The following is a 24,877-nucleotide window of genomic DNA, read 5'->3' as shown; positions in this document are numbered from 1 at the left end:
CTGAAATTAGGGATTTAGAATTCAACCCAATCGGGAAAAAGGACTAAAAAGGCCCTACTTAACAAATGATACCACAGATTGAAACATTTGATCCCGTATGGCCTGCCGAGCCGCGGAAAGGAAGCCCTTTTACAGCTTTATTTTCAAAGGGAAGGCCCCCTGGTTTTGGCAGGTTTTCAAAAAAACGGGCTCAAAACGGAAAATGGCGGGTGTGGCTGCCTGATTCAGGGGGCAGTTTTGTAAAATCTGCAAATAAGGAGTAAATTCCATCGGGGTAGAGAGGCACTAGTGCTGAGGGCTCCATTTGTTACCAAAAGACGGCCTTCAGGGTCAGCTTTGTTTTTATTACTCCTGCAGGGATGATGCGTTTTCAGAGATGGTTTTTGCTTTTGTGGTGGTTGATAGGAGGAATACCCCTGGCGCAGGCCGGCGTGCCGGAGCCTTTCCGGTTCTCCTTGCTGGATATCAATAGCGGGTTGTCCAGCAACCAGGTCAAATGTATTTTGAAAGATAGCCGGGGGTACGTGTGGGTGGGCACCGCCTCGGGGTTGAACCGGTATGACGGCTACAGGTGCAAGGTCTTCCGGTACCATTCCAATGACTCCACCTCCTTAAGGAATAACGATGTGCTCCAACTGGCGGAAGGGCCGGGCGGCAAGATCTGGGTCAAAACCTCGCAGGGCATGTGCATCTACAACCCGGCCACGGAACAGTTCATCCGGCGCCAGCGGGACCTTTTACGGCAGATGGCTTTGCCGGCAGATGCCACGGTTGACCATGTCTTGAAAGGCAGAGACGGCAATTTCTGGTTCGTGGTGAGGGGAATGGGGCTGGCCAGGTACAACCCCCGCACCCAGCGTACGCATCTCCTCCGGCATTCCCTTGGGGCCAAAGGCGGCCTCAGTACCAATACTATTTCAGCCATAGGCCAAACCACCCACGGCGATATCTGGATAGTGCACCGCAACGGCCTTCTGGAGCGGCTGAACGGAAAGACCCTTAAAATAGAAGAACGGAATGACGAGATCTACCGCACCTACAGCCAACAGCAACTGGACTACGCCCTCACCGTGGACAGCGACAATGACCTCTGGCTGTACATGCGGGAAAAGGAAGGCGGCGTGTTTTTCTATGATAGCTCCTTAAAGACCCTGCAGCATTTTGATAAGGGCTCGCAGCGCCTGGCCTTGAGCAGCAACCTTACCCGGGGCATTGTGGAAGGGGAGAAAGGCAAGATCTGGATTGGGGCAGACCACGGCGGCATTAATGTGCTGGATAAACGGTCCTGGACGGTGCAGCCCATCAGGAACAACGACGAGGTGGAGAGCAGCCTGGCCCATAACAGCATCAACACGCTTTATAAAGACAACGAAGGCATTGTATGGGTAGGGACCTTTAAGAAAGGGGTGAATTATTACCACAAGAACATCATCCGGTTTCCGGCGGCCAAGCACCTGAGCACCGCGCCCGGAAGCTTGCCTTATGAAGATATCAATGCCTTTGCCGAGGATGACCGGGGAAACCTCTGGATGGCGACCAACGGCGGGGGCTTATTATACCTGGACCGGGCCACAGGCGCCTACACCCGGTACCGCCACAACCCCCAGGACGCTTCCAGCCTGGCCTCTGACGTGGTGGTAAACCTGCTTATTGACAGAAACAAACAACTATGGGTGGGTACGTACCTGGGAGGCCTGGACCGGTTTGATGGAAAGAAGTTCACCCACTTTAAAAACGAGCCCGGCAGCCCGGCCAGCATCTCTGATAACAGCATCTGGGAACTGTATGAAGACCGCCGGGGCAACCTCTGGATAGGCACTCTGCGGGGTGGCCTGGAAATGCTGGACCCGGCCCGGAAGAAACTAGTGCATTCTACCCTAAAAGGAGGCCAGTACCCGGTGCACTGTGACTACATCTCCTCCATTGCCGAAGACCGGCACGGCAACCTTTGGGTGGCCGGAGGCTATGGTATAGACATTTTCCACCAGGAAACCGGCAAAAGCTCGTTGCTGTTGCATGACCCCAAGAACCCCGGCAGCCTGGTAAGCAACCAGATCACCGCTATTTTTAAAGACAGTCGGCAAAACATGTGGGTAGGCACCGCAGAAGGGCTGGACCTTTACCAGGAGAAAACCGGGTCCTTTACGCATTTCACCCCGGAGAGCGGTCTTTCTAACAGCGCCGTGAGTTCTGTGGTGGAAGACCAAAGCGGACACCTGTGGGTAAGCACGCAGAATGGCGTGTTCCAAGTGATACCGCAGAAATCAGTCAAAGGCGGCATTACCTACGCCATCAGGAATTTTGATGAATTGGATGGCCTGCAGGGGAAAACCTTTAATGAACGGGCCGGCATTAGCCTGAAAAGCGGGGAAGTTATTTTGGGCGGCCCGAACGGGTTCAACCTGTTTCATCCGGCCCGCATTGAGAAGAATGCCGTGGCCCCCAAGGTGGTGTTCACAGATTTTCAGTTGTTCAATAAGAGCCTGGCGCCCAACCAGCCTTATAATGGCCGGGTGATCTTGTCGCAAACCATAGCAGATACCCGGCAGATTACCCTGGAACATGATGAGAACGCCTTTTCCATTGAGTTTGCCGCCCTTAACTACATTCACCCGGAAAAAAACCGTTACCGATACCAGCTGGAAGGGTTTGACCAGGGGTGGCGCACGGTAGACAGCCATAACCGCAAGGTCTCCTACACCAACCTGGACCCCGGCCACTACACCTTTAGGGTGATGGCTGCCAATAATGACGGCGTCTGGAACCGGCAGGGCGCCAGCGTGGAATTGGTGGTGCTGGCCCCGTTCTGGCAAACCCCGGTGGCCTATGCGGGTTATGTGGTTTTACTGGGGCTGGCCCTGGTGGCGGTAAGGCGGTTGGAGCTTAGGAAAGCCCGGGCCAGGTTCCTGGCAGAGCAGGAAAAGCGCGAGGTAAGGCAATTGCATGAGCTGGATCTCATGAAAATAAAGTTCTTTACCAACGTGAGCCATGAATTCAGGACCCCGCTTACCTTAATTCTGGCCCCCATTGAGAAATTGCTGCGCACCAGCCCAGACCCTGACCAGCAACAGCAGTTCCAGATGATTCAGAAGAACGCCCGGCGATTGCTGCACATGGTGAACCAGTTGCTTGATTTCAAGAAGATGGGCCTGGAGGAAATGAATCTTTCGCTGGCCGAAGGCGACGTGGTGGATTTTGTGCGCGAAACGGTGCATTCGTTTCTGGACTTGTCTGATAAAAAAGGGATTTCCCTGTCCTTCAGGTCCAGTGTGGAGCGGTTGCAGATTGCCTTTGACCATGACAAGCTGGAAAAAGTACTGTTCAACCTGCTTTCCAACGCCTTTAAATTCACCCCGGGGCAGGGCCGTATTGAGGTGGAGCTCCATTGCCGGGAAAATGACTCCTCCGTTGAGGGCCTGAAAATACTGGAGATAAAGGTGCGTGACACGGGTATTGGCATTCCTAAAGATAACCAGGCCAAGATTTTTGAAAGGTTTTTCAGGGATGCCGTGCCAGATCATATGATGAACCAGGGCAGCGGCATTGGCCTGGCGCTGGCCAGTGAGTTTGTGCACCTGCATGCCGGCCTTATCTCAGTGGAGAGCACGCCCGGCCAGGGAAGTTGTTTCACGGTGACGCTGCCGGTGAAAGAACTCCAGAACCCGGTTGCCCTTCCAGAGGAACAGCCCACTCCGGAAGAGCCCATGACACAACCCATAGAAATTCCGGTAGTGAATGCCTCACCGCCAGCGCCGGCAGTAGGCCCGCAGAAGCCGCTGGTACTGGTGGTGGAAGACAACGACGACTTCCGGTTTTACCTGAAAGATAACCTGCAGGGTCATTTTAGGGTGGTAGAGGCCTCTAACGGGAAAGAAGGCTGGCAAAAGGCGCTGGCCCTGCTGCCAGACTTGGTGGTAAGTGATGTCATGATGCCTGAACTGAACGGGGTGGACTTCTGTAAAAAAATGAAACAGGACCCGCGCACTTCCCATATCCCGTTCGTGCTCTTAACGGCCCACGCCTCTGAGGAAAAGCACCTGACCGGGCTAGACGTAGGCGCCAATGACTATCTGACCAAACCCTTCAATTTTGAGTTGCTCCTCACCAGAATCAGGAACCTGATTACGCAGCGGGAGCAATTGCAGAAAGTGTTTGAGAAAAAGATAAGCGTGCAGACCAGCCAGGAGAAAATTGTGTCTCTGGATGATAAACTCATCCAGAAGGCCATCAAGTATGTGGAGGAGAACCTGTCTAACACAGACCTTACCGTAGAGGAGATGAGCCGCGAATTAGGGGTGAGCCGGGTGCACCTGTACAAGAAAATGGTGGCCATTACAGGGCAGTCGCCGGTAGAGTTTATCCGGAAGATTCGGCTGCAGCACGCTGCCCAACTGCTAGGCAAAAGCCAGTTGACGGTGGCCGAGGTTGCGTATAAGGTAGGGTTCAATAACCGGAAATACTTCACCAAATACTTTAAAGAGGAGTACCAGATGCTGCCTTCGGTCTACGCGGAGCAAGAACAAAAGGAACCAATAGGAGAGGCATAGGCGGCCGGTTTAGGAGGCATGTTTTTCTGCCCTACTCTTTGGTGGCTTTTAGGGGTAGGGAAAGGCCTTGGCGTTTTAAGCCTGTTTTGGCAAAAACGTGCTCGTTTCAGAAAACGATTCACCGCACAGAAGTTACCTCCGGGAACTGAAAAGGAGCCATTTAACCAGCGGGGCGTGTATCTGAAACAAATGATACCCCTGTTGGGATTTCCGCCTGCGTATCTTTCGGTATCTTTTAGAGAGCCTTGTTTTAAGAGCGAGCTTGAATAAACAACGGCTGTTTCCTGCATAGTTTACCAGCTAATTTCTACCTGTACGCAAACCATCTACCATGCAAATTCTACCTAAAGCGCTGGGAGCGCTTCTTATAAGCCTTTCTGCTTCCGGAGCTTGGGCCCAGGCTCCCAAACCTGTCGGCAAACCAGCCCAGGGCCAAGAACAGATCAGGCTGAACCAAATAGGTTTTTACCCTAATGCCGGAAAAGTAGCCGTAGTGGTGGGGCAACCCACCGGAGATACCTTTTCTGTCAAGGCCAAGGGGTCTTCCAAGGTGGCGTTCACGGGAAAGCTGTCAGCTCCTAAACCCACGGAGCTGAGCGGCAAGCCTACCCGGGCGGCAGATTTCAGTACCTTCACTACCCCGGGTACCTATGTGCTGCAGGTGGCGGGCGTGGGGCAGTCCTATGAATTTGAGATTAAACCACAGGTGCATGCGGCCTTGGCGGCGGCCGCCTTGAAAGGGTTCTACTACCAGCGGGCGTCCGTGGACCTTCCGGAGGCGTTTGCCGGCAAATGGCACCGGCCCGCAGGGCACCCAGACCGGCAGGTGCTGGTACACCCGTCGGCAGCCACGGCCCAGCGTCCGGCGGGCACCGTCATTTCTTCCCCCGGGGGCTGGTATGATGCCGGCGACTACAACAAATACATTGTGAACAGCGGCATTACCATGGGCACCCTGCTTTCTGCCTATGAAGATTTTCCGGAGTTCTACCAGCGGCAGACCCTCAACATCCCCGAAAGCAAGAACACCGTGCCAGATATATTGGACGAGTCGCTGTGGAACCTGCGCTGGATGCTGACCATGCAGGACCCGCATGACGGGGGCGTGTACCATAAACTCACCAATGCCGACTTTGACGCCATGGTCATGCCGCACCAGGCCAGCAGCACGCCCCGGTACGTGGTACAGAAAGGGACCGCCGCCGCGCTAGACTTTGCCGCCGTCATGGCCCAGGCCAGCCGGGTGTACAAAAACTATGAGAAAGACTTCCCGGGTTTGGCAGATTCCTGCCTTACGGCGGCCACCAACGCCTGGGCCTGGGCGCAGAAGAACCACCACCTGGAGTATAACCAGGATGCCCTGAACAAGGCCTTTGACCCAGACATTACTACCGGCGCCTACGGCGATAAAACCTTTACGGATGAATGGATCTGGGCCGCCGCCGAACTCTATACCACTACTAAGCAAGAAAGCTACTACAAGGCCGTAAAGATGCTGCCAGATGCTGCCATGCCGCTGCCCGGTTGGCCACAGGTACGTTTACTGGGCTACTATACTCTGCTTCGGCACAGTGCCACGTTGCCTCCGGTCTTTAAAAAAGAGGCAGACCTCATCAAGACCCAACTGCTGCAAGTAGGTACTACCATGGTGGTGGGGGCTGCCGGCGGGGCTTTTCAAACAGTGATGGGCCGCACGCAGGGAGACTATGTCTGGGGGAGTTCCTCGGTGGCGGCCAACCAGGGCATTCTGTTGGTGCAGGCCTACCAGCTTACCCGGGACAAGAAGTACCTGAAGGCCGCCCTCTCCAACCTGGATTACCTCCTGGGCCGCAACGCCGTAGGCTATTCCTTCGTGACGGGGTACGGTGCTAAATCTACCAGGCACCCTCACCACCGCCCATCAGTGGCCGATGGCCTGGAGGAACCCGTGCCGGGGTTGTTATCTGGGGGAACCAATGCCCAGGCACCCAAGCAGGACAAGTGCGAAGGCTATACCGCCACCGCCCCAGACGAAATGTACCTGGACCATGACTGCTCTTATGCCTCCAATGAAATAGCCATCAACTGGAACGCCCCGCTGGTGTACCTGGCCGGCGCCCTGGAAGCGCTCCAGCAGAAGGCGGGTTTGGCAGATAAAGGGAACAAGTAAGGGCAAAGAAAACCAAGAAGCCTTTAACGTAAGTCAGCTTATTCTTTAGGCTTGGGTACCCGTTTATAGGCCAGAAAATTGCTCAAACGTCAATTTGACAAGTTAATCTCTGCCGTTTTTCCTCTAAGTTTTGATGATTAAGCTGTATAATTGAAAAACCATTAGCGGCCAGGAGCCCGAGGAGAGGGTGTATTCAGGCGCTGGTAGGTTTCTGTTTATAGCCTGTTTTTCCGGAAAGGGCGCTAAAGTGGATAAGCAAAGCAAATTGCTTTTGCCGTCAAACAGACCAATTATACAAGTACCGCCTTTAAGGGCATACTAGCTACTATTTTTCTTCACTACACACGAGTAACCAAACAATGGCTGGAATCATTAACACAGCAAAGGCAACGTCAAGCGCACCCGGCACGGGCGTATCCCCTGAAAACAACAAGTACCTGGGACCCCTGGTGGTGGTCACGTCGCTGTTTTTCATGTGGGGTTTTATCACCTGCCTGAATGATATTCTTATCCCTAAACTGAAGGGCGTTTTTGACCTGCAGCACTGGCAGGCCATGCTCATTCAGACGGCGTTCTTTGGGGCTTACTTCATCATCTCGCTGGCCTACTTCCTGTTCTCCATCACCAAAGGAGACCCTATCATGAAGATAGGCTACAAAAACGGCATTATTGTGGGGCTGGTAGTAGCCGCGGTGGGCTGTGTGTTGTTTTTGCCAGCGGCCAGCCTGCTGAGCTATGGGTTCTTTTTGCTGGCTCTTTTCGTGCTGGCCTCCGGCATTACCATTCTGCAGATTGCGGCCAATCCTTACGTGGCCGCTCTGGGGCCGCCCGAAGGTTCTTCCAGCCGCATGAACATGACACAGGCGCTCAACTCGCTAGGTACCACGGTGGCGCCTCTGGTAGGTGGTTACCTCATCTTTGATGCGGCCCAAGGCGTGGGAGATGCGAGTGCAGAATCTGTCAAAATGCCTTACCTGGCACTGGCGGCGGCCTTGCTGGTGATTGTCGTTATAATCAAGATTGCCCGTTTGCCGCATATTGCCGGCGAAGGCCGCATAGTGGCCGATGCCGGAGCCCTAAAACACCGGCACTTGGTGCTGGGCATTATCTGTATTTTCATGTACGTGGGCGGCGAGGTCTCTATTGGCAGTACCTTGATCGGGTTTCTGGAGCTGCCGCAGATTGCCGGCTTAGCCGAGTCTGAAGCCAAGTACTACCTGGCCTTTTTCTGGGGAGGCGCCATGGTAGGCCGTTTCTTTGGGGCCATTGGCCTGGCGCAGTTTAAGAATAACAGCTATAAATATCTGGCTATTGGCGCCGTGGCGCTGGTGGCGTTTTTGGTTATCTTCAGCATCTATGGTTTAAACCTAGCGCTTATCGCCGTTGGCCTGATTGTGCTGAACATGTTGGTACTGTTCCTGGGTAGGTTTATTCCTAGCCGTACATTAGGTCTTTATGCAGCCAGCGTGATTGGCTTGCTGCTGGTGACTATTTTTGGCGAGGGCCAGATGGCTATGTGGTCGGTTATTGCCATAGGGTTGTTTAACTCCATCATGTTCCCTACCATCTTTGACTTGGCCATTAAAGGCTTGGGCGCGCACACCAGCCAAGGTTCTTCCTTGCTGGTAATGGCCATTGTGGGCGGGGCCATCATTCCGCCACTGCAAGGTTTCGTGGCCGATGTGACCTCCCTACAACTGTCGTTTTTAGTGCCGTTGGCCTGCTATCTGTTCATTGTCTACTACGGCTTCTTCGGGTCTGCGCCCGGCGCCTCTGTGAAAGAGGAGTTGGCGTATTAAGGTTGCCTCTTCTTTTAAAGCACAAAAGGCCCGTAACAGAACATGTTACGGGCCTTTTGTGCTTTAAAACAGAACCTGCTCTGGCAGTAGCCCATCCAATCTTTACGAAACCAAAGCTCAGCTTTTAAATCAGCCCAGAATTTCCTGCAAGGCTGCCTGGGTGAGGGGCTTGGTGAGGAAACCGGAGACCGGAAACTGGCTTGCTTTTGCCTGGTCAACGGGGTTCAGGGAGCTGCTGCACATGTAGATTCGGGTTCTGGTGAAATCCAGGCCGTCTGGTTGGGTGGCCTCTTCCAGAAATTCAAAGCCATCCAGAACCGGCATTCTAATATCCAGAAAGATCAGGTCTGGCATCTTTTGGTCGCCTTCTGTGGCCATGGCCTTTAACTTGGAGAGGGCATCGCGGCCGTTTTTGGCGGTGATGATCTCGTTTCCCACGCTGGCTTTCTTCAAGATAAGTTTGGAGACAAAGATCCAGTTATCGTCATCGTCTACCACCATAATGGTATCTACCTGCCGTAGTTTCTGGGGGGTAGCCCCGGCGGCGTTTTGCTCTTCCATCTCCATGAGTTAATCTATTTCTTAGTTAAAGTTAAGGGTGGGGTATGAGGAGGCAAGGCTTACATGGCGGCCTTCAGGTACACCTTAAATTCGGTGCCTACTCCTTCCTCACTATCTACCTCAATTTTTCCGCCGGCCCCTTCCACTATGCGCTTCACCATAAAGCCCCCCCCACGCCGGTGCCCTCCACGTGGTCATGGAAACGCCGGAACATGGTAAACAGCTGCTCCTGCTGGCGCTTGTTCATGCCCAGGCCGTTGTCTTTCACGCTTACTACTACATAGGGCTCCCGCAGGCGAGTGTCAATGTGGATAATACAATCCCGGTCCGGCGACTGAAACTTGATGGCATTATTGATCAAATTATAGAGAATGCTCCGGAAGTTTTTGCGCGAGAAGTTAAACTGGTGCACCTAGAAATCGGTCTTGATAAAGCAGGCCTTTTGTTTGGTGGGGTAGTCCAGATCGGCCATAATATCTTCATAGATTTCTTTCACGTTGGAGACCACTTCAGGGGCCTCTTCATTGAAATCTTTCTGCAGGCGACTGATCTCGGTTAGGTGTGCCACGGTGTTTTTAAAGCGGTTCACCGATAGGATCACCCGTTGCAGGATCTCCTCAATATCTGGGCTCAGCCAGCCCTTCTCGGTTAACTGGTCCTTTAAGACATCCATGAGCGCCTCAATATTGACGATAGGTGACCGCAGGTCATGCGAGCGGTGTAGATGAAGTTATCCAGGTCCAGGTTGATTCTTTCCAGCTCCTCGTTTTTGTGTTGCCCTATGATTTCGGCCTCAGTATATCCTTTCAGACGTTCCGCCCCCTTGTTCCAGGAATTAATGATGCCGTTGGGGTCTGTGGTAAAAATGGCGTAGTCTTTTACCTGGTCTACAAAAAAAGAATTGATATTATCCTCCGAATGGATAGGTTCCATAAGTATCTCCTGCAGTCAATGGTGGTGCTTCCCCCCCCTTAAAAGTCTTCTTTTACTAAAAGTGGGTGCGGCAGGTTTTGGTAGGATCTTGAAATAGGAGAATAAATAGAGTCATTAAAATATTTTGCGACTCGCCGTAAACACTTGCCGGGAGTAAATTGTATAAATTGGGAAATTGTTTGTTAAAGGAAACGGCCCTGGCACCAGACCGTTTTTACTATGCCAGTTCCCTATGCCTGCCTCCCTTGATGTATATAAAGCCTTGGTAGAAAAGACCCATCAGGCGTTCTTTGCGTTTGACCAGGGCACCCAGCAGTTCCAGTATTTGAGCCCGGCTTGTCAGGCACTTTTCAGCCTTCCAGACGAATGCCCCAGCGTAGAGGTGCTTCTAAGGCAGGTTCACCCGGTAGATCAAGGGCAGGTAGCACAAACGCTGACCACTTTTCAGGAACCAGACCAGGGCGGGGTTCTGGAATTCAGGATGCAGCAAGAGCGGTGGGTACGGCTCAACCTCACCGTGCTAGAGCAAGCGCTAAGCAAACCGCTTCTTCTGGGTTTTGCTGCAGATATTTCCGCCCAGAAGCATACCCAGAACCCAACCGAGCCAAAGAACCCCGAACTGAATATTCTGGCCCATGACCTTGCCGGGGCACTTGGTATGATTCACAGTCTTTCCGGAGTGTTAAAAGAGCAATTGGGAAACGCAGTAGAAGAAGACGGCCTGCAGATTATTAACGTGCTGGATCGGAGCAGCCAGGAAGGTACCCGCTTGCTGCAGGAGTTCATGGAGTTGTATAACCGCCGGTAAGTCACCCCAATATTGCTGCCTCTTCTTCTCTCGCTGAGGAAGCCCACTGCCAAGGTCGCTAGCCCGAATGGGGAGAATACGTAACTTTACCCCAACGGAATAAAGGCGAACTTCATGGTGCTACAGTTGTAGTAGCAGGCAAAGGTTGGTGGAAGAAAAGAAGTGCCTGCACCAGAAGCTAGCTTTGCCGTTTAAAGGAATCACAACCTCTGTAGATTAAATAGGATGGCTATGCTGTTTTAGGGCTGTTTTCTGTAAAACAGCCTCAAAACAGCCAAACCAGCTTACCTATCTTCCATGGAGACAACAGAACTACCAGCCGCCAGCTATGCGAAATATCTATCTGAAAATAAGTCTAGCCCTATCGGTCCTGTGTTTAGGCGCCTGCCAAACCCAGAAGGGAAGCAGCCCGGTAGCAGATACCACCACGGTAACACAGGAACAACCCATCTTTCATTCTGAAGCCTATTCCCTTTACCCTAACCGGGTGGTGCAGGGGCCGTTTGAGGCCAGGATCCTTTCTCCCAAAGAGATAGTGTCTACTTACAAAAGCATGGCCAAGGAGTTCAATAGCCCGGTCATTAAGTTCAAGTTCAGCATCAACGGCAAAGACAATGAGATGGTGTCGGGCCGGGATCATCTGTTTGCGTGCCTCACTGCAGCCTGTGAACCCCCACTCATCACCTTCGGGACGCAGACCCAGGCGGGCGATGTGCCGGCCAATACTTACCTGAAACCCAATACCAGGTTCAAGATCAGGCTGGACATGCGCCACGTGCTGGAGGCCTTCCAGCAGAAAGGCTTCTATACCAGCTTCAACGGAGATAAGATATATAGAGAAGACTTCAAGGGCGTATTTGTGGCCGGCGGCACCGCGCCCCTCACCTGGGACTTTGACAACCTGCACAACTACCAACAGCTGGAACTCAAAGACCCGGACAAGGACGGAATCTACGAACTGGAGCTCGTGTTCAACCCTGACCAGGACGGCACCGCCACTGCCTCTACCTGGAAAATGACCCGCAACACCGCCTCTTTCCCGCAGTATCAGTCGGGTTACCCGGTCTTAGATGCGGTGTATAACCTGGCCCTGGAGGAAATGGTCAATGCCGTGGAGCCGGACAGCACCTTCAGGACAGGAAAGGAGTGGGCCGGCGTCTGGACCCGTGACATCAGCTACAGCATCATTCTTTCTATGGCGGCGCTGCAGCCCAGGGTGGCCAAATATAGTCTGATGCGCAAAGTGAAGAACGGCCGCATTGTGCAGGACACTGGCACCGGCGGGGCTTACCCGGCCTCGTCCGACCGCATGGTCTGGGCAGTGGCCGCCTGGGAACTCTACAAGGTGACCGGCGACCAGAACTGGCTAAAAGAAGCGTATCCCATCATCCAAAACTCCCTGGAAGATGACCTCAAGAACGTGTATAACCCCCAGACGGGCCTGTTTAAAGGTGAATCTTCTTTCCTGGACTGGCGCGAACAAACCTACCCCGCCTGGATGCAGCCCGCAGACATTTACCAATCTGAGAACCTGGGCACCAATGCCGTCTTTTACCAGGCCAACAGAATTCTCTCGGAAATGGCCACGCTATTACAAGATGCCCCCGCCGCCGCCAAATACCAGAACCTGGCCCAGAAAGTAAAACAAGGCATTAACCAGTACCTTTGGATGCCCGACAAAGGCTACTACGGCCAGTTTCTGTACGGGCGCAACTACCTGAGCCTTTCGCCTAAAGCCGAGGCGCTGGGAGAGGCCCTCACGGTGCTCTTTGACATCGCCGATCCCGAGAGGCAAAAGCAACTGGTAGCCAACACTCCCGTGACCCCCTTCGGGATTACCTGCATTTATCCGCAGATCCCCAATATTCCGCCGTACCACAATAATGGTATCTGGCCTTTTGTGCAGTCCTACTGGTCATTGGCCGCGGCAAAGGTGAAGAACGAGGCGGCCTTGGTGGAGAGCATGAGCGCCATCTATCGGCCGGCGGCCCTGTGGCTCACTAACAAGGAGAACTTTGTGGCTACCAACGGAGACTATGCCGGCACGCAGATCAACTCCAGCAACATGCTCTGGAGCCTGGCCGGTAACCTGAGCATGACCTATAAAGTGATTTTCGGGATGGAGTATAAAGCCAATAGCCTGGTGTTGAAGCCGGTGGTGCCCAAGGCCTTCGCCGGGAATAAAAAACTGACCAACTTTACCTATCGCAACGCCGTCCTGCATATTGAGATGGAAGGCCATGGTGACCAGATCAAGACCATCACCCTGGATAACCAGCCTCTGCCTAACGCTGAGATCCCCGGCAATCTGCGCGGCCAACACACTGTGAAAATAGTGCTGGCCAATAATACCCTGCCAGAAGGCACCGTGAACCGCGTGCCGGTGGCGTTTTCACCGGTAACCCCCAGCGTTACCTTCGCCAAAGGCGCGCTTTCCTGGAGGCCGGTGGAAGGGGCGCAGCAGTACCGCGTGCTCAGAAATGGCCAGCAGGTAGAGAAAACCCAGAGCACCGCTTTTAAAACCAGTGACCAAGGCTACGCCGAGTACCAGGTCATAGCCGTAGACGGCAAAGGCCATGAATCCTTCGCCAGTGAACCATTGGTGGTAGCCCCGGCAAGCAACCAGAAGATCTATGAGGCCGAGGCGCTGATGGCCAAAGCCAGTTTGCCTTACAAGGGCTTCTCGGGCAAGGGGTTTATAGAGGTCAGTAAGACTAAAAACACCAGCGTCATCTTTACCGTGTCGGTGCCGGAAACCGGGGTGTATGCCATTGACTTCCGGTACGCCAACGGCGAAGGGCCCATCAACACCGAGAACAAATGCGCTATCAGGTCGCTTAAGCAAGGCAATAGCTTTTTGGGGACCGTGGTACTACCGCAACGGGGCACCGGCGAGTGGTCTGACTGGGGCTTCACCAATTCCGTACAGGTAAAACTGGAGAAAGGCACCCAAAAGCTCACCTTATCTTTTGAACCGGCCAACGAAAACATGAACGGTGCCATAAACCGGGCCCTGGTAGATTACCTTCGCCTGACTAAAATTGAATAAATCACCAGAGGCGTCCTTTATGACCAACATCAAGTGCTTCTGCTTTCCAGGACGCTATTTCTGTTTTGAGCCTCTTTTTAAGAAAACGGCTTTAAAACGCAAAAAAAAACAACCATTTACCAATTGCTTACTGCACATGAATAAACTTTCCTTAGTCGCCTTTCTTCTGCTGTGTTTCCTGGGTTTGGCCCAGGCGCAGAGCCTGAAATCCCCCAACGGGGAACTGGTCATGAAATTCTCCCTCCTGAATGACGGCACCCCCAGCTACACGCTTGCTTTTAAAGGCAAGCCAGTTGTCAAGCCCAGCAAGATGGGGTTTGAGCTGAAGACCAAAACTGCCGCCGCCGCGTCTGGGGGCTCTGATGCCAACATGGACCAGAAGGCCGTTAACCTGCAAAGCTCGCTGCACAGCAACTTCACGGTCGCAGACACCAAAACGGCCAGCGTGAACGATACCTGGAACCCGATCTGGGGCGAGGTGAAAACCATAAGAAACCACTACAATGAACTGGCCGTCACGCTCAGCCAGAAGGGGACCGACCGGCAGGTGGTCATCCGGTTCCGGCTGTTTGACGACGGGCTGGGGTTTCGGTATGAGTTCCCTACCCAGAAGAACCTCACCTACTTTGTGATCAAGGAAGAGAAGACGCAGTTTGCCATGGCCGGCGACCACACCGCCTACTGGATTGCCGGGGACTATGACACCCAGGAGTATGACTACACCACCTCCCGGCTGTCTGAGATCAGGGGCATTATGGCCAAGGCCGTCACCAATAACCTGTCGCAGACCCCGTTCTCGCCCACTGGCGTGCAGACGTCCCTCATGATGAAATCCAAGGACGGGCTCTACATTAACCTGCACGAAGCTGCCCTGCTGGACTACCCGGCTATGCACCTTAACCTGGATGACAAAAACCTGGTGTTTGAGTCCTGGCTCACGCCCGATGCCATTGGCGACAAAGGCTACATGCAAGCCCCCCGCAGCACCCCATGGCGTACCGTGATGGTGAGTGATGACGCCCGGGAGATCCTGGCCTCCAAGATGACCTACAACCTCAACGAGCCCAGCAAGATCAAGGAGACCTCCTGGATCAAGCCCGTGAAGTACGTAGGCGTGTGGTGGGAGATGATCTCGGGCAAAAGCACCTGGTCCTATACCGATGAGTACCCCACGGTGCAGTTAGGCATCACAGACTACACCAAGGCCAAGCCCAACGGGAAGCACGGCGCCAACACGGCCAATGTGAAGCGCTACATTGACTTCGCGGCAAAGCACGGGTTTGACGGCGTGCTGGTGGAAGGCTGGAACATTGGCTGGGAAGACTGGTTCGGGAACTCCAAGGATTACGTGTTTGACTTCGTGACCCCGTACCCAGACTTTGACGTGCAAGGTATACGGGAGTACGCCAAGGCGAAGGGCGTGAAGATGATTATGCACCATGAGACCTCGTCCTCGGTGCGCAACTATGAGCGGCACATGGACCAGGCCTACCGGTTCATGAAAGACAACGGCTATGACGCCGTGAAAAGCGGCTACGTGGGCTCCATTATCCCGCGCGGCGAAAACCACTACAGCCAATGGCTGGTGAACCATTACCAGTACGCCATTGAGAAAGCGGCCCAGTACAAGATCATGGTGAACGCCCACGAGGCCGTGCGCCCCACCGGGGTGGCCCGCACCTGGCCCAACCTCATCGGTAATGAATCTGCCCGTGGCACCGAGTACCAGGCCTTTGGCGGCTCCAAACCCAACCACGTGACCGTGCTTCCCTTCACCCGGCTGATTGGCGGCCCCATGGACTACACGCCCGGTATTTTTGAGATGGACCTTACCAATAAATCGCACGTCAACAGCACGCTGGCCAACCAGCTGGCGCTCTACCTGACCATGTACAGCCCCCTGCAGATGGCCGCCGATTTCCCGGAGAACTACGAGCGCTTCTTGGACGCGTTCCAGTTCATCAAAGACGTTGCCCTGGACTGGGACGACAGCCACTACCTGGAGGCCGAGCCCGGCGAGTACATCACCGTGGCCCGCAAGGCCAAAGGGACCGGCCAGTGGTTCCTGGGCAGCGTGGGCGGCAACAATGCCCGCACCTCTACCATTAAGCTTGATTTCCTGGACAAAGGCAAAAAATACGTGGCCACCATCTACGCTGATGCCAAAGACGCCCACTACAAGACCAACCCGCAGGCCTACGCCATCCGGAAGGTGGAGGTCACCAGCAAAACCAAGCTGTCCCAGTTCGTGGCGCCCGGCGGAGGCTACGCGATAAGCTTTGTAGAGACGAGTTCGGACAAGGCCAAGAAATAACAGTCGTTGCTATTTAAAGAGGAGAGGAGCTTAAGGCTTCTTTGAGATTCAGTAAATAAAAGAGGGCGTTGGTTTTACACCAACGCCCTCTTTTATTTACTGAATCTCGCGTTACTTGTGTGCCTGGAAACCTTTTGAGCGTTTTAGGCCTGTTTCCTTGAAAACGTGCTTAAAACAGGAAAGCATAGTTTTCAAACATACGTTGTTGCTTTAAAGTGACACCAATAGAAGCAACATTATGAAAGTGTTGGTATTCCTTTGGGGTAAAGCCAATGCAAGGCGCTGGTGTAATCCGTGAAAACCTCGTGTTGGATGGTGCCAGTGGCCTGGTAATTCTCTTTGCCTGTGTCTGTGAACTGGGTATTGGCTACCAAAGAAGGATAGAAATCTGGCGTAACCACCCCAAGTTTGAGAATGGAAGACTTAGAAGATTCGGTGACCCAATCCGTGAGGATCCAGGCCTTTTCTTCCTCCCTGATGATAGAAATTTCCAGATCGTCAATCAGCCAGAAGCGAATGTGGTGCTGGTTAGTTAACTCCAGTCCTTTCAAAAAGCCAATTTTGCGTTCGGGCAAAGTAATTTGCCGTTTCCACTTTAGAAAAAGCAGCGAGTAGGCCTCAAAAACCAGGATAGAGACAAAGTCGGTGCTGAATGCTGGCTGGGGTATTTCCTGGAATGGCAAGTTTTTAGGCATTCCTTTCTTTGGTTAAAGCTGAACAAGGCGTGGGGACGGGCTTTCTGCAGACGGTTCAATTTTAAGCAAAAGCGAGGTGAAAACAAACATTAGTGGATTAGTTTTTTTGTCCTTTTCCGGGAAAGGAAGCGGTAAATAATAAAGCCCTTGCTACCAAAAAGTAACAAGGGCTTTTAAAGTGGAGATGCAGGGATTCGAACCCTGGTCCAGACAAGGAAACTTGAGCACTTTCTACATGTTTAGTCTTGGTTAGGTTTTCGTGTGAGTTCAGGCCCAAGCCTGGCCTATGAAATCACCTTAGATGCTTTAGTTTCATGCAGTCCCCGCACCTTGGACTACACTAGATCGGCATTACGATGCCCTGTGACCAACCCCCACCGAACCGAGGAGCTGCAGGACAATGGCAAAATGCTTAGTACCTAGACTAGGCAGCCATGGCGTAGTTAGACTCGCCAGATAATAGTCGGTCAATTCTGATTTACGGGAAAACAGCCAACTCCCGACATGCTTACACTCAGCTTGCTCAAGCTGTCAATTCCGGTCATCCCCAATTGTGAAAGAACTATCTCGGTTATTCTACGGCCGATGCCTGCAAAAGTAACCAAATATAAGACAAATACCAGTCTTTTCTGGTTCCCTGTTTCAGAGGTGTTTTGGCTAAAACAGGCCTAAAACGGCTTTCTACAAAAACTCCTTGAGCTGGCTGAGGCAGTGCACCTCATAGGTAGGCTTCAGGCGGGGCCGCTTTTTCTCGGGGTTAAACAGCACCTGGTCAATGCCTGCGTTCATAGCGCCCAGGATATCGGCGTCCAGGCTATCACCAATCATGAGGCTTTCCTGGGCGGTTACCCCGGCCCGCTCTAAGGCGTGCTGAAAAATGCGTTTGTCTGGCTTGGTGATATTGATGCACTCAGAGGTAACCACTTCAGAGAAATAAGTATCCAGCTTAGCGGATTTCATCTTGATGTATTGCACGTCTTTAAACCCGTTGGTGATAATGTGCAGCGTGTATTTCTGCTGCAGGTAGTCCAGCACCTCATGGGTAAAGGGGAAGACCGCCGTCTTGGTAGGGCAGATGTCCGTAAAGGCTTTGCTCAAACCTTCCGGAATATCGGCGGCAGCCATACCCAGGCCGGTTAGGCTTTTGGTGAACCGGTTCTCGCGGAGCTGCTGTTGCGTGATCTTGCCTTTATGGAACAGGTCCCACATGCGGGTGTTTACAAAGCTGTATTTTTTGTAGAAGGACTCGCGGGAGAAATTCCCCAGTTCGCCTAGCTTGAAGTGGTCATACAGGTAATAAAGCGTCTCCTCTGAGTTCTTTTCAAAGTCCCAGAGGGTGTGGTCCAGGTCAAAGAACAGGTGACGGTACGTTTTTGGTTTTCTCATGGGGTAAACGGCAATGCTTCTCTGGAACGAGCCAGCTCTGCACAAAGTTCTTCTTTATTAATGAACTTAGAGCGGTTTTGTTTTGAGGGGAAGGGTGAAAGCACCCGCCCGGATGATACTTTTGTGCAGGGGGGCTTCCAGGAGATAATAGCCGGCCACGGAAAAAATTGCCAGCAGAAGCAGGACCCCGCCCCGGTTGGGCCACACATGAAAGTACAGCAGATCAAACCCGAAGGTATAGTGCACCAGGTAGAAAATATAGGAGCCTTTGCCCAGCTCCTGCCCCAGTCGGGACCCCAGCCCCCTGGAAAGCACCGTGGTTTCCCGGCAAAGCCCCCACAGTAGCGCCGCAATGACCACCGGTAACAGCACATGATAAGTGCCCAGGAACAGCCAGCTCTGGTAAGCCGGGAACAGCCGCGGCAAGGCGTTCAGGAACAGCATGCCCCCCAGCAGAACGAGTGCGCTGGTATAGGTCCAAAGCCCGTCTGGCACGCGGGTAGTGAGGCCGAGGGCCGACATACGCAGTAGGTGCCGGGCCAGCCAGATACCCAGGCAGAACTCAAGGCACCGGCCAAAGAAGGTCATCCGGAGGAAGTAATGCCAGTCCGGGATAAAGCCATACGCAAGAAACGTGTTGCCTGCCACGGCCAGCAAAGCACCAATAATTACCACTGCCACTACACTTCCGGCTACGCCGAGCCTGGGCAAATAAAAGAGCAGGAGCGGGGCCACCAGGTAAAAGCAGACCTCGGCGGTGAGCGACCAGCCTATGCCTATGCCACTAAAAGCCAAATCTGAGAAAAAGCCCTGGGCCATGAGCAAATTTACCCCCCAACTAATGCCCCTGACATCATGCCTGAACAAAAGAGCCGCTATGGTACACAGCAGGTACATGGGGTAGAGCCGGGCAAACCGGTGCAGGAAAAAGCGCCTGGTTTCAGCCAGACTGATGTTGGTAAAAGAGTTGCTGTACCGGGCGCCAATCAAAAAACCGCTCAACACAAAGAAGATGCTTACACCCAGATGCCCCTCCTGCCCCAGAAAACCGAAAGGAGTAGCGCCAATAGACGGAATAAGGGCATGATGCGCGTACACCAGCAAGGCGGCCACGGCGCGAAGGCCGGTGAGGGCCGGGAAGTAGGCTTTCTCTTGGGTCAAAATGCAGCCGCGATTAAATACCCGTAAAACGCCGCTGCTGCAGCCGGTTCACGGCCAGTTCGCGGTTAGAAAACAGGGTCTGGTACACTTGCTGGTCTTTGAGCAGTTGCTGGTCTTTCTCCATGTAGCCAAACATCTGCTGCAGAAAGTCCATCATTTCATCTTTGATATAATAAAACGCCCACTGGTCCTGTTTACGGTAAGAGACCAAGCCCGTGTTCTTTAGGTAGATGAGATGGCGCGAGGTCTTAGTTTGGGTAAAGTCCAGGACCAGTTCCAGGTCCGCGATGCAGAGCTCCTTGTTGCGCAACAGCAGGTGGAGAACCCGAATTCTGGAGGCATCGCTCAGGGCCTTGAATACTTGTTCCCCAAAACTGACGTTAAAATTTTTGAGCCTCATGGAGTATCTCTTCGTAAATTATTTAAAGCGCTACGGCACAAAGTAGCATAAAAAGCCTATACTTGTAAACGATCTTACCCATGACTACGCTATATTTTCTCCTTTCCCGTTCGTTCTCGCGCAAGTGGCTGCTTTTAATGCGCTTTTCCCTGGGGCTCCTGTTTCTGTCACTTCTCAATGTTTCTTCTGCCCAGGCCCAGGGCGGCCGCAAAGTAGTACAGCTTACCGGGGTGATCACCGCCGGCGACAGCCTTTTCGGGTTGCCGGGTGCCAGTGTCTACATACCTAAGGCCGGGAGGGGCACCAACACCAATGAATATGGTTATTTCTCTTTGCCGGTCTTAACCGGCGATAGCGTGGTGTTCAGTTCATTGGGCTATGCCAAGCAGTCTCTGGTGATTCCGGAAAACTTCGCCAAGGACAGTTATTCCATCATTATTGAAATGCTGGAAGACCCCAATATGCTGCCTGAGATCAGGGTGTTCCCGTACACTACCTTCCGGGATCTTACCCAAGCCGTGCTGGCCATGAAATCGCCTATTGGCGACATTGACCGCGAGAATGCCATGAGCCAGCAGATCCTGGACCAGATGTTCAGGAACACGCCCATGGACGCTACCTCCAACCACCGCACCTACATGGGCCTTCAAAACCAGCAGAACATGCGCCGCGGCGGCTACAACCCGGGGGCCACCAACCCGCTCCTGAACCCTTTTGCCTGGTATGAAGTAATCAAAGGCATTAAGCGCGGAGACTTTAAGAAGAAAGAATAGATTTTATAGGTAGCTACAAGAAACGGCAAGGCACCTCTGGAGACAGAAGACTTGCCGTTTCTTGTTTTGGGCCTGTTTTTCAGAAAACAGGCCCAAAACGCAATGCACCAGTTCCTTCTCTCTAAGGGGGAAGGGTAGTATGAGGAGGGAGAAGATTTTTTGTCCACTTCAAAGGGGGTGCGAAGGAGAGGATGGAAGTTACGGCAGAAAAGTAGGGGCAATCCCTGGTGGTTGCCCCTACACGTTCGTTACCGTATTAGGGCAACCACCAGGGATTGCCCCTACAAAAGTTATTGAGTCACTACCTCCGGGGAAAACGAAAAGGGCCGCCCTTGTAAAAGAGCGGCCCTTTCTGTCACAAACTCGTTTTAGGGCTGTTTTTCTGAAAACAGCCCTAAAACAGGATTACCGGTTGCTGGTAGGTGCGGCCTGCGGTTGTTGCTGCATTTGGCGTTGCAGCGGGTTAGGCGTAATGGCCTGGGGCTGCTGCTTGAACAACTCAAAGCGGCTAGGCTGCGCGCGCTGCGGATAGGCGTTGTTGTCCATGTTAATGTCGGCGGTTTCCTGGAACGGGTCCAGCAGGAAACTTACCACCGGCTTTTCGGTCACAAACACCTTGGTGATTTCCTGGTCATTGTAGCGCCAGATTTCCGCGGGAATGCGCACCAGTTGGTTAGAGCCGTCCTGGAAGGTCATCTGCACCACCACCGGCATCACTAGTCCGCCGTTGTTTTTGATGCTCACCTCATAGAAGTTCAGGCCTTTTTCCAGTAGGGCACGCTCTTCTGGGGTAAGGCTCTGCACGTACTTTTGGTACTGGGCCTTGCTTTCGGCGGTCACCGCCAGCGGGTCATAGGTATTGTAGAAGTCCTTTAGCTCTGGTTTGGCATCAAGCAGGGTCTTAGGGATGTCCTGCAGGTTACGCTGCTGCGACAGGCTTTTTGGGGCCTCATTGATCTCTGCGCGGCGGCGGGCATTCTCCACCTCAGGATTCTTGGTGTCTACCGCGTACCATTTCACGCCGGTAAGCTCTTGTTCCACGTGGTCAGTGGTATAGAACCAGCCTCTCCAGAACCAGTCTAGGTCAGTGCCGGAAGCATCTTCCATGGTTCTGAAGAAGTCTGCGGGCATAGGGTGTTTGAAGGCCCAACGGCGGGCGTATTCCTTAAAGGCGTAGTCAAACAACTTGCGGCCCAACACGGTTTCGCGAAGGATGTTGAGGGCGGTGGCCGGTTTGCCGTAGGCGTTGTTGCCCAGTTGCGTCACCGACTCAGAGTTGGTCATGATGGGCTGCTGCATGCTTTTGTCCATTTTCATGTACGTGGTCATGTTGCGAGGCTCACCGCGGCTAGACGGGTAGTCCCGCTGCCATTCCTGCTCAGCCAGGTACTGCACAAAGGTGTTCAGGCCTTCGTCCATCCAGGTCCACTGGCGCTCATCAGAGTTGATGATCATCGGGAAGAAGTTGTGGCCCACTTCGTGGATGATCACGGAGATCATGCCGTACTTGGTGCGCTCGGTGTAAGAACCGTCTTTCTCCGGACGGCCTCCGTTGAACGAGATCATCGGGTACTCCATTCCGCCCACGGCGCCGTGTACTGAGATGGCCACCGGGTACGGGTAGTCAATGGTGAACTTAGAGTACACTTTGATGGTGTGCGCCACTACCTCCGTGGAATACTGGCCCCACAAAGGGTTGCCTTCTTTAGGGTAATAGCTCATGGCCAGCGTGTTCTTGCCGGCGTAGTTCACGTTCATGGCATCCCAGATGAACTTGCGACTAGAGGCCCACGCGAAGTCACGCACGTCTTTGGCCACAAACGTCCAGGTCTTCTTGCCTTTGGCTTTGTTTTTCGCGGCCCGCAGGGCTTCCTCTGGAGTCACGATCAAGACCGGCTTGTTGGCTTTCTTGGCCTGGGCCAGACGGTTGCGTTGCGTAGAGGTTAATACGTCTTCATTCTGAAGCTCTCCGGTAGAGGCTACCACGTGGTCAGCGGGTACGGTCAGGCTTACTTTATAGTCCCCAAACGGAAGGGCAAACTCGCCGGTGCCCAGGAACTGCTTGTGCTGCCAGCCATTTACGTCATCATACACGGCCATGCGCGGGAACCACTGCGCCATCTGGTATTCATAATTGCCATCCTCAGGGAAGAACTCGTAGCCGCCACGGCCGCCTTGCTTTTTCTGGTCATTGATGAGGTTGGACCAGTCAATGGAAAACTTCACAGACTGCTTCGGCTTTAGCGGCTGGGGCAGGTCAATGCGCATCATGGTGAAGTTTATGATGTAGGGCAGGGCTTTGCCGTTGGCATCTTTCACCGACTTGATCTTGTACCCGCCGTCAAACGTCTGCTCCGCCAGAGCCTCGGCTACGCCGAAGGTAGGTTTCTCCGGAATCTTGGTGCTCCGGGTGAGGCTGGTCATGGAATTTTTCTCAAAGATGTTCTGATCCAGCTGCACCCAAAGATACGTGAGCACGTCTGGCGAGAGGTTGGTGTAGGTGATGGTCTCAGAGCCAATGAGGCTTTGGTTGTCATCGTTCAGCTCGGCTTTGATGTTGTAGTCGGCGCGCTGTTGCCAGTACTCATGGCCAGGCGCCCCCGAAGCGGTGCGGTACGTGTTGGGGGTTGGTAATTCCTGGGCCAGTTGCCTGAATTTGGACTTATCAATGTTTTCCTGCGCCAGGGCCGGTGCCGCCAGACTCAGGAGTAGCCCAGAAGCAAATAAGAAGTGTTTCATTAAGAAAAAGTGCGGTTTGTTGTTTGGGTAAGAGCTTGTTTAAAATTGCCTTTTGCGCTGCAAAACGCCATTGCAAGAACCTGCGCTTGCGTTTTTCTCGCACCGTAGCGCTGCTACGCTGCTCATAAATCGCTTCGGCAGAACCGTGCATTAGCATTTTTCGCCTGCAAAATCAAAGTTTAAGCAAGCTCTAATGCAGCAAATTGGCGAAATATGGGCAAAGAACAAAATTACATGGCCTAGGAAACGGTCTCCGGCAGGTCCTCCCCGAAATGCTTTCTAATGTCTACCCTAAACGCCAGCATTACCTGCACTATTTTCAGGCCCATGGGCACCGTGATAATTCCCATGAGGCTGGGTTTGAAGTAGCCATTCAGCAAAAAGAATATAGGGATGGAGATAAAGGAAGCGCCCACCAGTACGCCAAAAAGCAGGACGCCATAGCTGCCGTAGCGGGCCACGGGGTACCACCATTTCTTTTTCATGGCCAGCGTAGCGCGTATGTAGGCGGCGTGGTCTTTTTCCTTCTGTTTGCGGGCGCGTTCACGGGCCACGGCGGCCCAGGCATTGTATTCCTTGGGGTCTGCCGGCGGGTCATACACATACTGGTAACGGTCCCAGTCTGAAACGGGCTGCGGTTTAGGCTGTGAGGCGGAGGCTGCGCCGGCGGTGGCATAGGCGGTAACGGGCACCACGTTGTGGAAACGCTGCAGGTATTCATAGGCGGCCTGTACCCGCAAAAACATTTCCTGCGCCCCGGCTTCGCGGTTACGGTCTGGGTGGTACTGGAGCACCAGCCGCCGGTACGCATGCCTTACCTGGGGCATGTCTGTGCCAAATGGGACTTGCAGCACACGGTAAGACTCGGCGAGCATCAGGAAAAGCAGCTAAAAGTAAGGGATCTTGTTTTTCCTGTTTTACGGCAGTTTTCTAAAAAATAGCCGTAAAATCCTGATCCAAAATAAGCATTAAGGCAATGGCCCCGGCGGCACTGCTCACCCCCAAAACCCAGTCGCGTTTCTTAACAGGTAACATGCGGGTCAGCATAAAGTTTAGCAGTAACACGAAGACTACAATCAGCAATTGCCCCAGCTCAATACCTACGTTAAATGCGAACAATTCCAGCACAATGTTCTGGCCCTGGCCCAGCAGAGATTTGAGGTAATTAGAGAAGCCCATGCCATGCACCAAGCCAAACCCAACGGCCAGCACGTTGTTCAGCGCCCAGGCCGTGGTGCTGCGACGCTGGCAAGTGCCCAACTGCGTGAAATTGTAGATACAGGTGAGCAGAATAGTGACAGGGATCAGAAGCTCAATGAGGGCGGTATTGAATTTGATGATCTCCAGCGTGGACAGCGCCAGCGTGATGGAGTGCCCAATGGTGAAACTGGTTATGAGGGCCAGAATGCGGCGCCACTCACTGCCGGAGTACACGGCGCACATAGCCAGCACAAACACCATGTGGTCATAGGCACGCCAATCTGAAATATGCTGAAACCCTAATTGGAGATAAGTAGAGAAGACAGAAGACACTATTTCGGCTATTTTAGTAATACAGGAACA

The 24,877-nt window shown here is 53.2% G+C and carries 18 protein-coding genes and 1 other RNA gene; 7 read left to right on the top strand and 12 right to left on the bottom strand.

Annotation, left to right across the window (positions count from 1 at the left end):
- Positions 1-359: 359 nt before the first annotated feature.
- The 3 genes from TH63_RS14840 (at position 360) to TH63_RS14830 (ending at position 8,495) form a co-directional block, all read left to right on the top strand.
- On the top strand, positions 360-4,547 hold the full coding sequence (locus tag TH63_RS14840; RefSeq protein ID WP_076606501.1) for a hybrid sensor histidine kinase/response regulator transcription factor: 4,188 nt from the start codon (positions 360-362) through the stop codon (positions 4,545-4,547).
- 331 nt (positions 4,548-4,878) lie between these two features.
- Positions 4,879-6,696 (top strand): glycoside hydrolase family 9 protein, encoded by a 1,818-nt coding sequence (locus TH63_RS14835; protein ID WP_048921628.1) that lies wholly within the window; start codon positions 4,879-4,881, stop codon positions 6,694-6,696.
- A 359-nt stretch (positions 6,697-7,055) separates the two neighbouring features.
- The gene (locus TH63_RS14830) at positions 7,056-8,495 is read left to right on the top strand and encodes a sugar MFS transporter (protein WP_048921627.1); all 1,440 of its coding nucleotides are present in this window, start codon (positions 7,056-7,058) and stop codon (positions 8,493-8,495) included.
- A gap of 129 nt (positions 8,496-8,624) precedes the next feature.
- On the opposite strand, the gene TH63_RS14825 is transcribed toward TH63_RS14830, so the two are convergent.
- From TH63_RS14825 to TH63_RS20740, 4 genes are all read right to left on the bottom strand, one after another.
- Positions 8,625-9,056 carry a response regulator gene (locus TH63_RS14825; protein ID WP_076606672.1) on the bottom strand — a complete coding sequence of 144 codons (432 nt, stop codon included), beginning with the start codon at positions 9,054-9,056 and terminating at the stop codon, positions 8,625-8,627.
- Positions 9,057-9,210: 154 nt separating this feature from the next.
- Positions 9,211-9,468 (bottom strand): ATP-binding protein, encoded by a 258-nt coding sequence (locus TH63_RS20750; RefSeq protein WP_082161722.1) that lies wholly within the window; start codon positions 9,466-9,468, stop codon positions 9,211-9,213.
- The gene (locus TH63_RS20745; RefSeq protein WP_082161720.1) at positions 9,469-9,729 is read right to left on the bottom strand and encodes a hypothetical protein; all 261 of its coding nucleotides are present in this window, start codon (positions 9,727-9,729) and stop codon (positions 9,469-9,471) included.
- Entirely contained in the window at positions 9,717-9,989 is a 273-nt protein-coding gene (locus TH63_RS20740; protein ID WP_082161719.1) for a PAS domain S-box protein, read from the bottom strand. The genes TH63_RS20745 and TH63_RS20740 overlap by 13 nt, the downstream gene beginning before the upstream one ends.
- Positions 9,990-10,221: 232 nt before the next feature.
- Between TH63_RS20740 and TH63_RS14815 the strand changes: the two genes are divergently transcribed.
- From TH63_RS14815 to TH63_RS14805, 3 genes are all read left to right on the top strand, one after another.
- Positions 10,222-10,797 (top strand): hypothetical protein, encoded by a 576-nt coding sequence (locus TH63_RS14815; RefSeq protein WP_048921625.1) that lies wholly within the window; start codon positions 10,222-10,224, stop codon positions 10,795-10,797.
- Positions 10,798-11,125: 328 nt separating this feature from the next.
- Positions 11,126-13,846: an alpha-L-rhamnosidase-related protein gene (locus TH63_RS14810; protein ID WP_048921624.1), complete on the top strand. Its 2,721-nt coding sequence runs from the start codon at positions 11,126-11,128 to the stop codon at positions 13,844-13,846.
- Positions 13,847-13,982: 136 nt separating this feature from the next.
- Complete coding sequence (locus TH63_RS14805; RefSeq protein WP_048922876.1) at positions 13,983-16,160, top strand: glycoside hydrolase family 97 protein; 2,178 nt, start codon at positions 13,983-13,985, stop codon at positions 16,158-16,160.
- Between the two features lie 236 nt (positions 16,161-16,396).
- Here the strand turns inward: TH63_RS14805 and TH63_RS14800 are convergent, their stop codons facing one another.
- From TH63_RS14800 to TH63_RS14785, 5 genes are all read right to left on the bottom strand, one after another.
- Positions 16,397-16,855 (bottom strand): hypothetical protein, encoded by a 459-nt coding sequence (locus tag TH63_RS14800; protein ID WP_048921623.1) that lies wholly within the window; start codon positions 16,853-16,855, stop codon positions 16,397-16,399.
- A 176-nt stretch (positions 16,856-17,031) separates the two neighbouring features.
- Positions 17,032-17,404: a transfer-messenger RNA gene (ssrA, locus tag TH63_RS20010) on the bottom strand.
- Between the two features lie 132 nt (positions 17,405-17,536).
- The gene (locus TH63_RS14795; protein WP_048921622.1) at positions 17,537-18,241 is read right to left on the bottom strand and encodes a YjjG family noncanonical pyrimidine nucleotidase; all 705 of its coding nucleotides are present in this window, start codon (positions 18,239-18,241) and stop codon (positions 17,537-17,539) included.
- Between the two features lie 66 nt (positions 18,242-18,307).
- A complete protein-coding gene (locus TH63_RS14790; RefSeq protein ID WP_048921621.1) occupies positions 18,308-19,402 on the bottom strand; it encodes an acyltransferase family protein in 1,095 nt (364 codons plus the stop codon).
- Between the two features lie 13 nt (positions 19,403-19,415).
- Positions 19,416-19,802, bottom strand: coding sequence for an ArsR/SmtB family transcription factor (locus TH63_RS14785; protein WP_048921620.1), 387 nt, complete (start codon positions 19,800-19,802; stop codon positions 19,416-19,418).
- Positions 19,803-19,882: 80 nt separating this feature from the next.
- Here TH63_RS14785 and TH63_RS14780 point away from each other — a divergent pair, with 80 nt between their 5' ends.
- Complete coding sequence (locus tag TH63_RS14780) at positions 19,883-20,575, top strand: carboxypeptidase-like regulatory domain-containing protein (RefSeq protein WP_082161715.1); 693 nt, start codon at positions 19,883-19,885, stop codon at positions 20,573-20,575.
- Between the two features lie 405 nt (positions 20,576-20,980).
- Here the strand turns inward: TH63_RS14780 and TH63_RS14775 are convergent, their stop codons facing one another.
- The 3 genes from TH63_RS14775 to TH63_RS14765 all read right to left on the bottom strand — a co-directional run bounded on the left by TH63_RS14775 (position 20,981) and on the right by TH63_RS14765 (position 24,847).
- A complete protein-coding gene (locus TH63_RS14775) occupies positions 20,981-23,314 on the bottom strand; it encodes a M1 family metallopeptidase (RefSeq protein ID WP_048921618.1) in 2,334 nt (777 codons plus the stop codon).
- Between the two features lie 239 nt (positions 23,315-23,553).
- A complete protein-coding gene (locus TH63_RS14770; protein ID WP_048921617.1) occupies positions 23,554-24,189 on the bottom strand; it encodes a J domain-containing protein in 636 nt (211 codons plus the stop codon).
- A 55-nt stretch (positions 24,190-24,244) separates the two neighbouring features.
- Positions 24,245-24,847 (bottom strand): HupE/UreJ family protein, encoded by a 603-nt coding sequence (locus tag TH63_RS14765; protein ID WP_048921616.1) that lies wholly within the window; start codon positions 24,845-24,847, stop codon positions 24,245-24,247.
- Positions 24,848-24,877 lie beyond the last annotated feature (30 nt).

Source organism: Rufibacter radiotolerans, assembly GCF_001078055.1.
In the GTDB taxonomy this organism is placed as follows: Bacteria; Bacteroidota; Bacteroidia; order Cytophagales; family Hymenobacteraceae; genus Nibribacter; species Nibribacter radiotolerans.
Note: the sequence above shows the minus strand (reverse complement) of the source record. Positions and strands in the feature narration are given on the sequence as shown.

Bases quoted from the DNA above. Each gene is read 5' to 3' on its own strand.
- TH63_RS20740 (WP_082161719.1), bottom strand. From the start codon at position 9,989: ATGGAACCTATCCATTCGGAGGATAATATCAATTCTTTTTTTGTAGAC.
- TH63_RS14810 (WP_048921624.1), top strand. From the start codon at position 11,126: ATGCGAAATATCTATCTGAAAATAAGTCTAGCCCTATCGGTCCTGTGT.
- TH63_RS14825 (WP_076606672.1), bottom strand. From the start codon at position 9,056: ATGGAAGAGCAAAACGCCGCCGGGGCTACCCCCCAGAAACTACGGCAG.
- TH63_RS14835 (WP_048921628.1), top strand. From the start codon at position 4,879: ATGCAAATTCTACCTAAAGCGCTGGGAGCGCTTCTTATAAGCCTTTCT.
- TH63_RS14795 (WP_048921622.1), bottom strand. From the start codon at position 18,241: ATGAGAAAACCAAAAACGTACCGTCACCTGTTCTTTGACCTGGACCAC.
- TH63_RS14780 (WP_082161715.1), top strand. From the start codon at position 19,883: ATGACTACGCTATATTTTCTCCTTTCCCGTTCGTTCTCGCGCAAGTGG.
- TH63_RS14770 (WP_048921617.1), bottom strand. From the start codon at position 24,189: ATGCTCGCCGAGTCTTACCGTGTGCTGCAAGTCCCATTTGGCACAGAC.
- TH63_RS14815 (WP_048921625.1), top strand. From the start codon at position 10,222: ATGCCTGCCTCCCTTGATGTATATAAAGCCTTGGTAGAAAAGACCCAT.
- TH63_RS14805 (WP_048922876.1), top strand. From the start codon at position 13,983: ATGAATAAACTTTCCTTAGTCGCCTTTCTTCTGCTGTGTTTCCTGGGT.
- TH63_RS14840 (WP_076606501.1), top strand. From the start codon at position 360: ATGATGCGTTTTCAGAGATGGTTTTTGCTTTTGTGGTGGTTGATAGGA.
- TH63_RS14785 (WP_048921620.1), bottom strand. From the start codon at position 19,802: ATGAGGCTCAAAAATTTTAACGTCAGTTTTGGGGAACAAGTATTCAAG.
- TH63_RS14830 (WP_048921627.1), top strand. From the start codon at position 7,056: ATGGCTGGAATCATTAACACAGCAAAGGCAACGTCAAGCGCACCCGGC.
- TH63_RS14775 (WP_048921618.1), bottom strand. From the start codon at position 23,314: ATGAAACACTTCTTATTTGCTTCTGGGCTACTCCTGAGTCTGGCGGCA.
- TH63_RS14800 (WP_048921623.1), bottom strand. From the start codon at position 16,855: ATGCCTAAAAACTTGCCATTCCAGGAAATACCCCAGCCAGCATTCAGC.
- TH63_RS20745 (WP_082161720.1), bottom strand. From the start codon at position 9,729: ATGGATGTCTTAAAGGACCAGTTAACCGAGAAGGGCTGGCTGAGCCCA.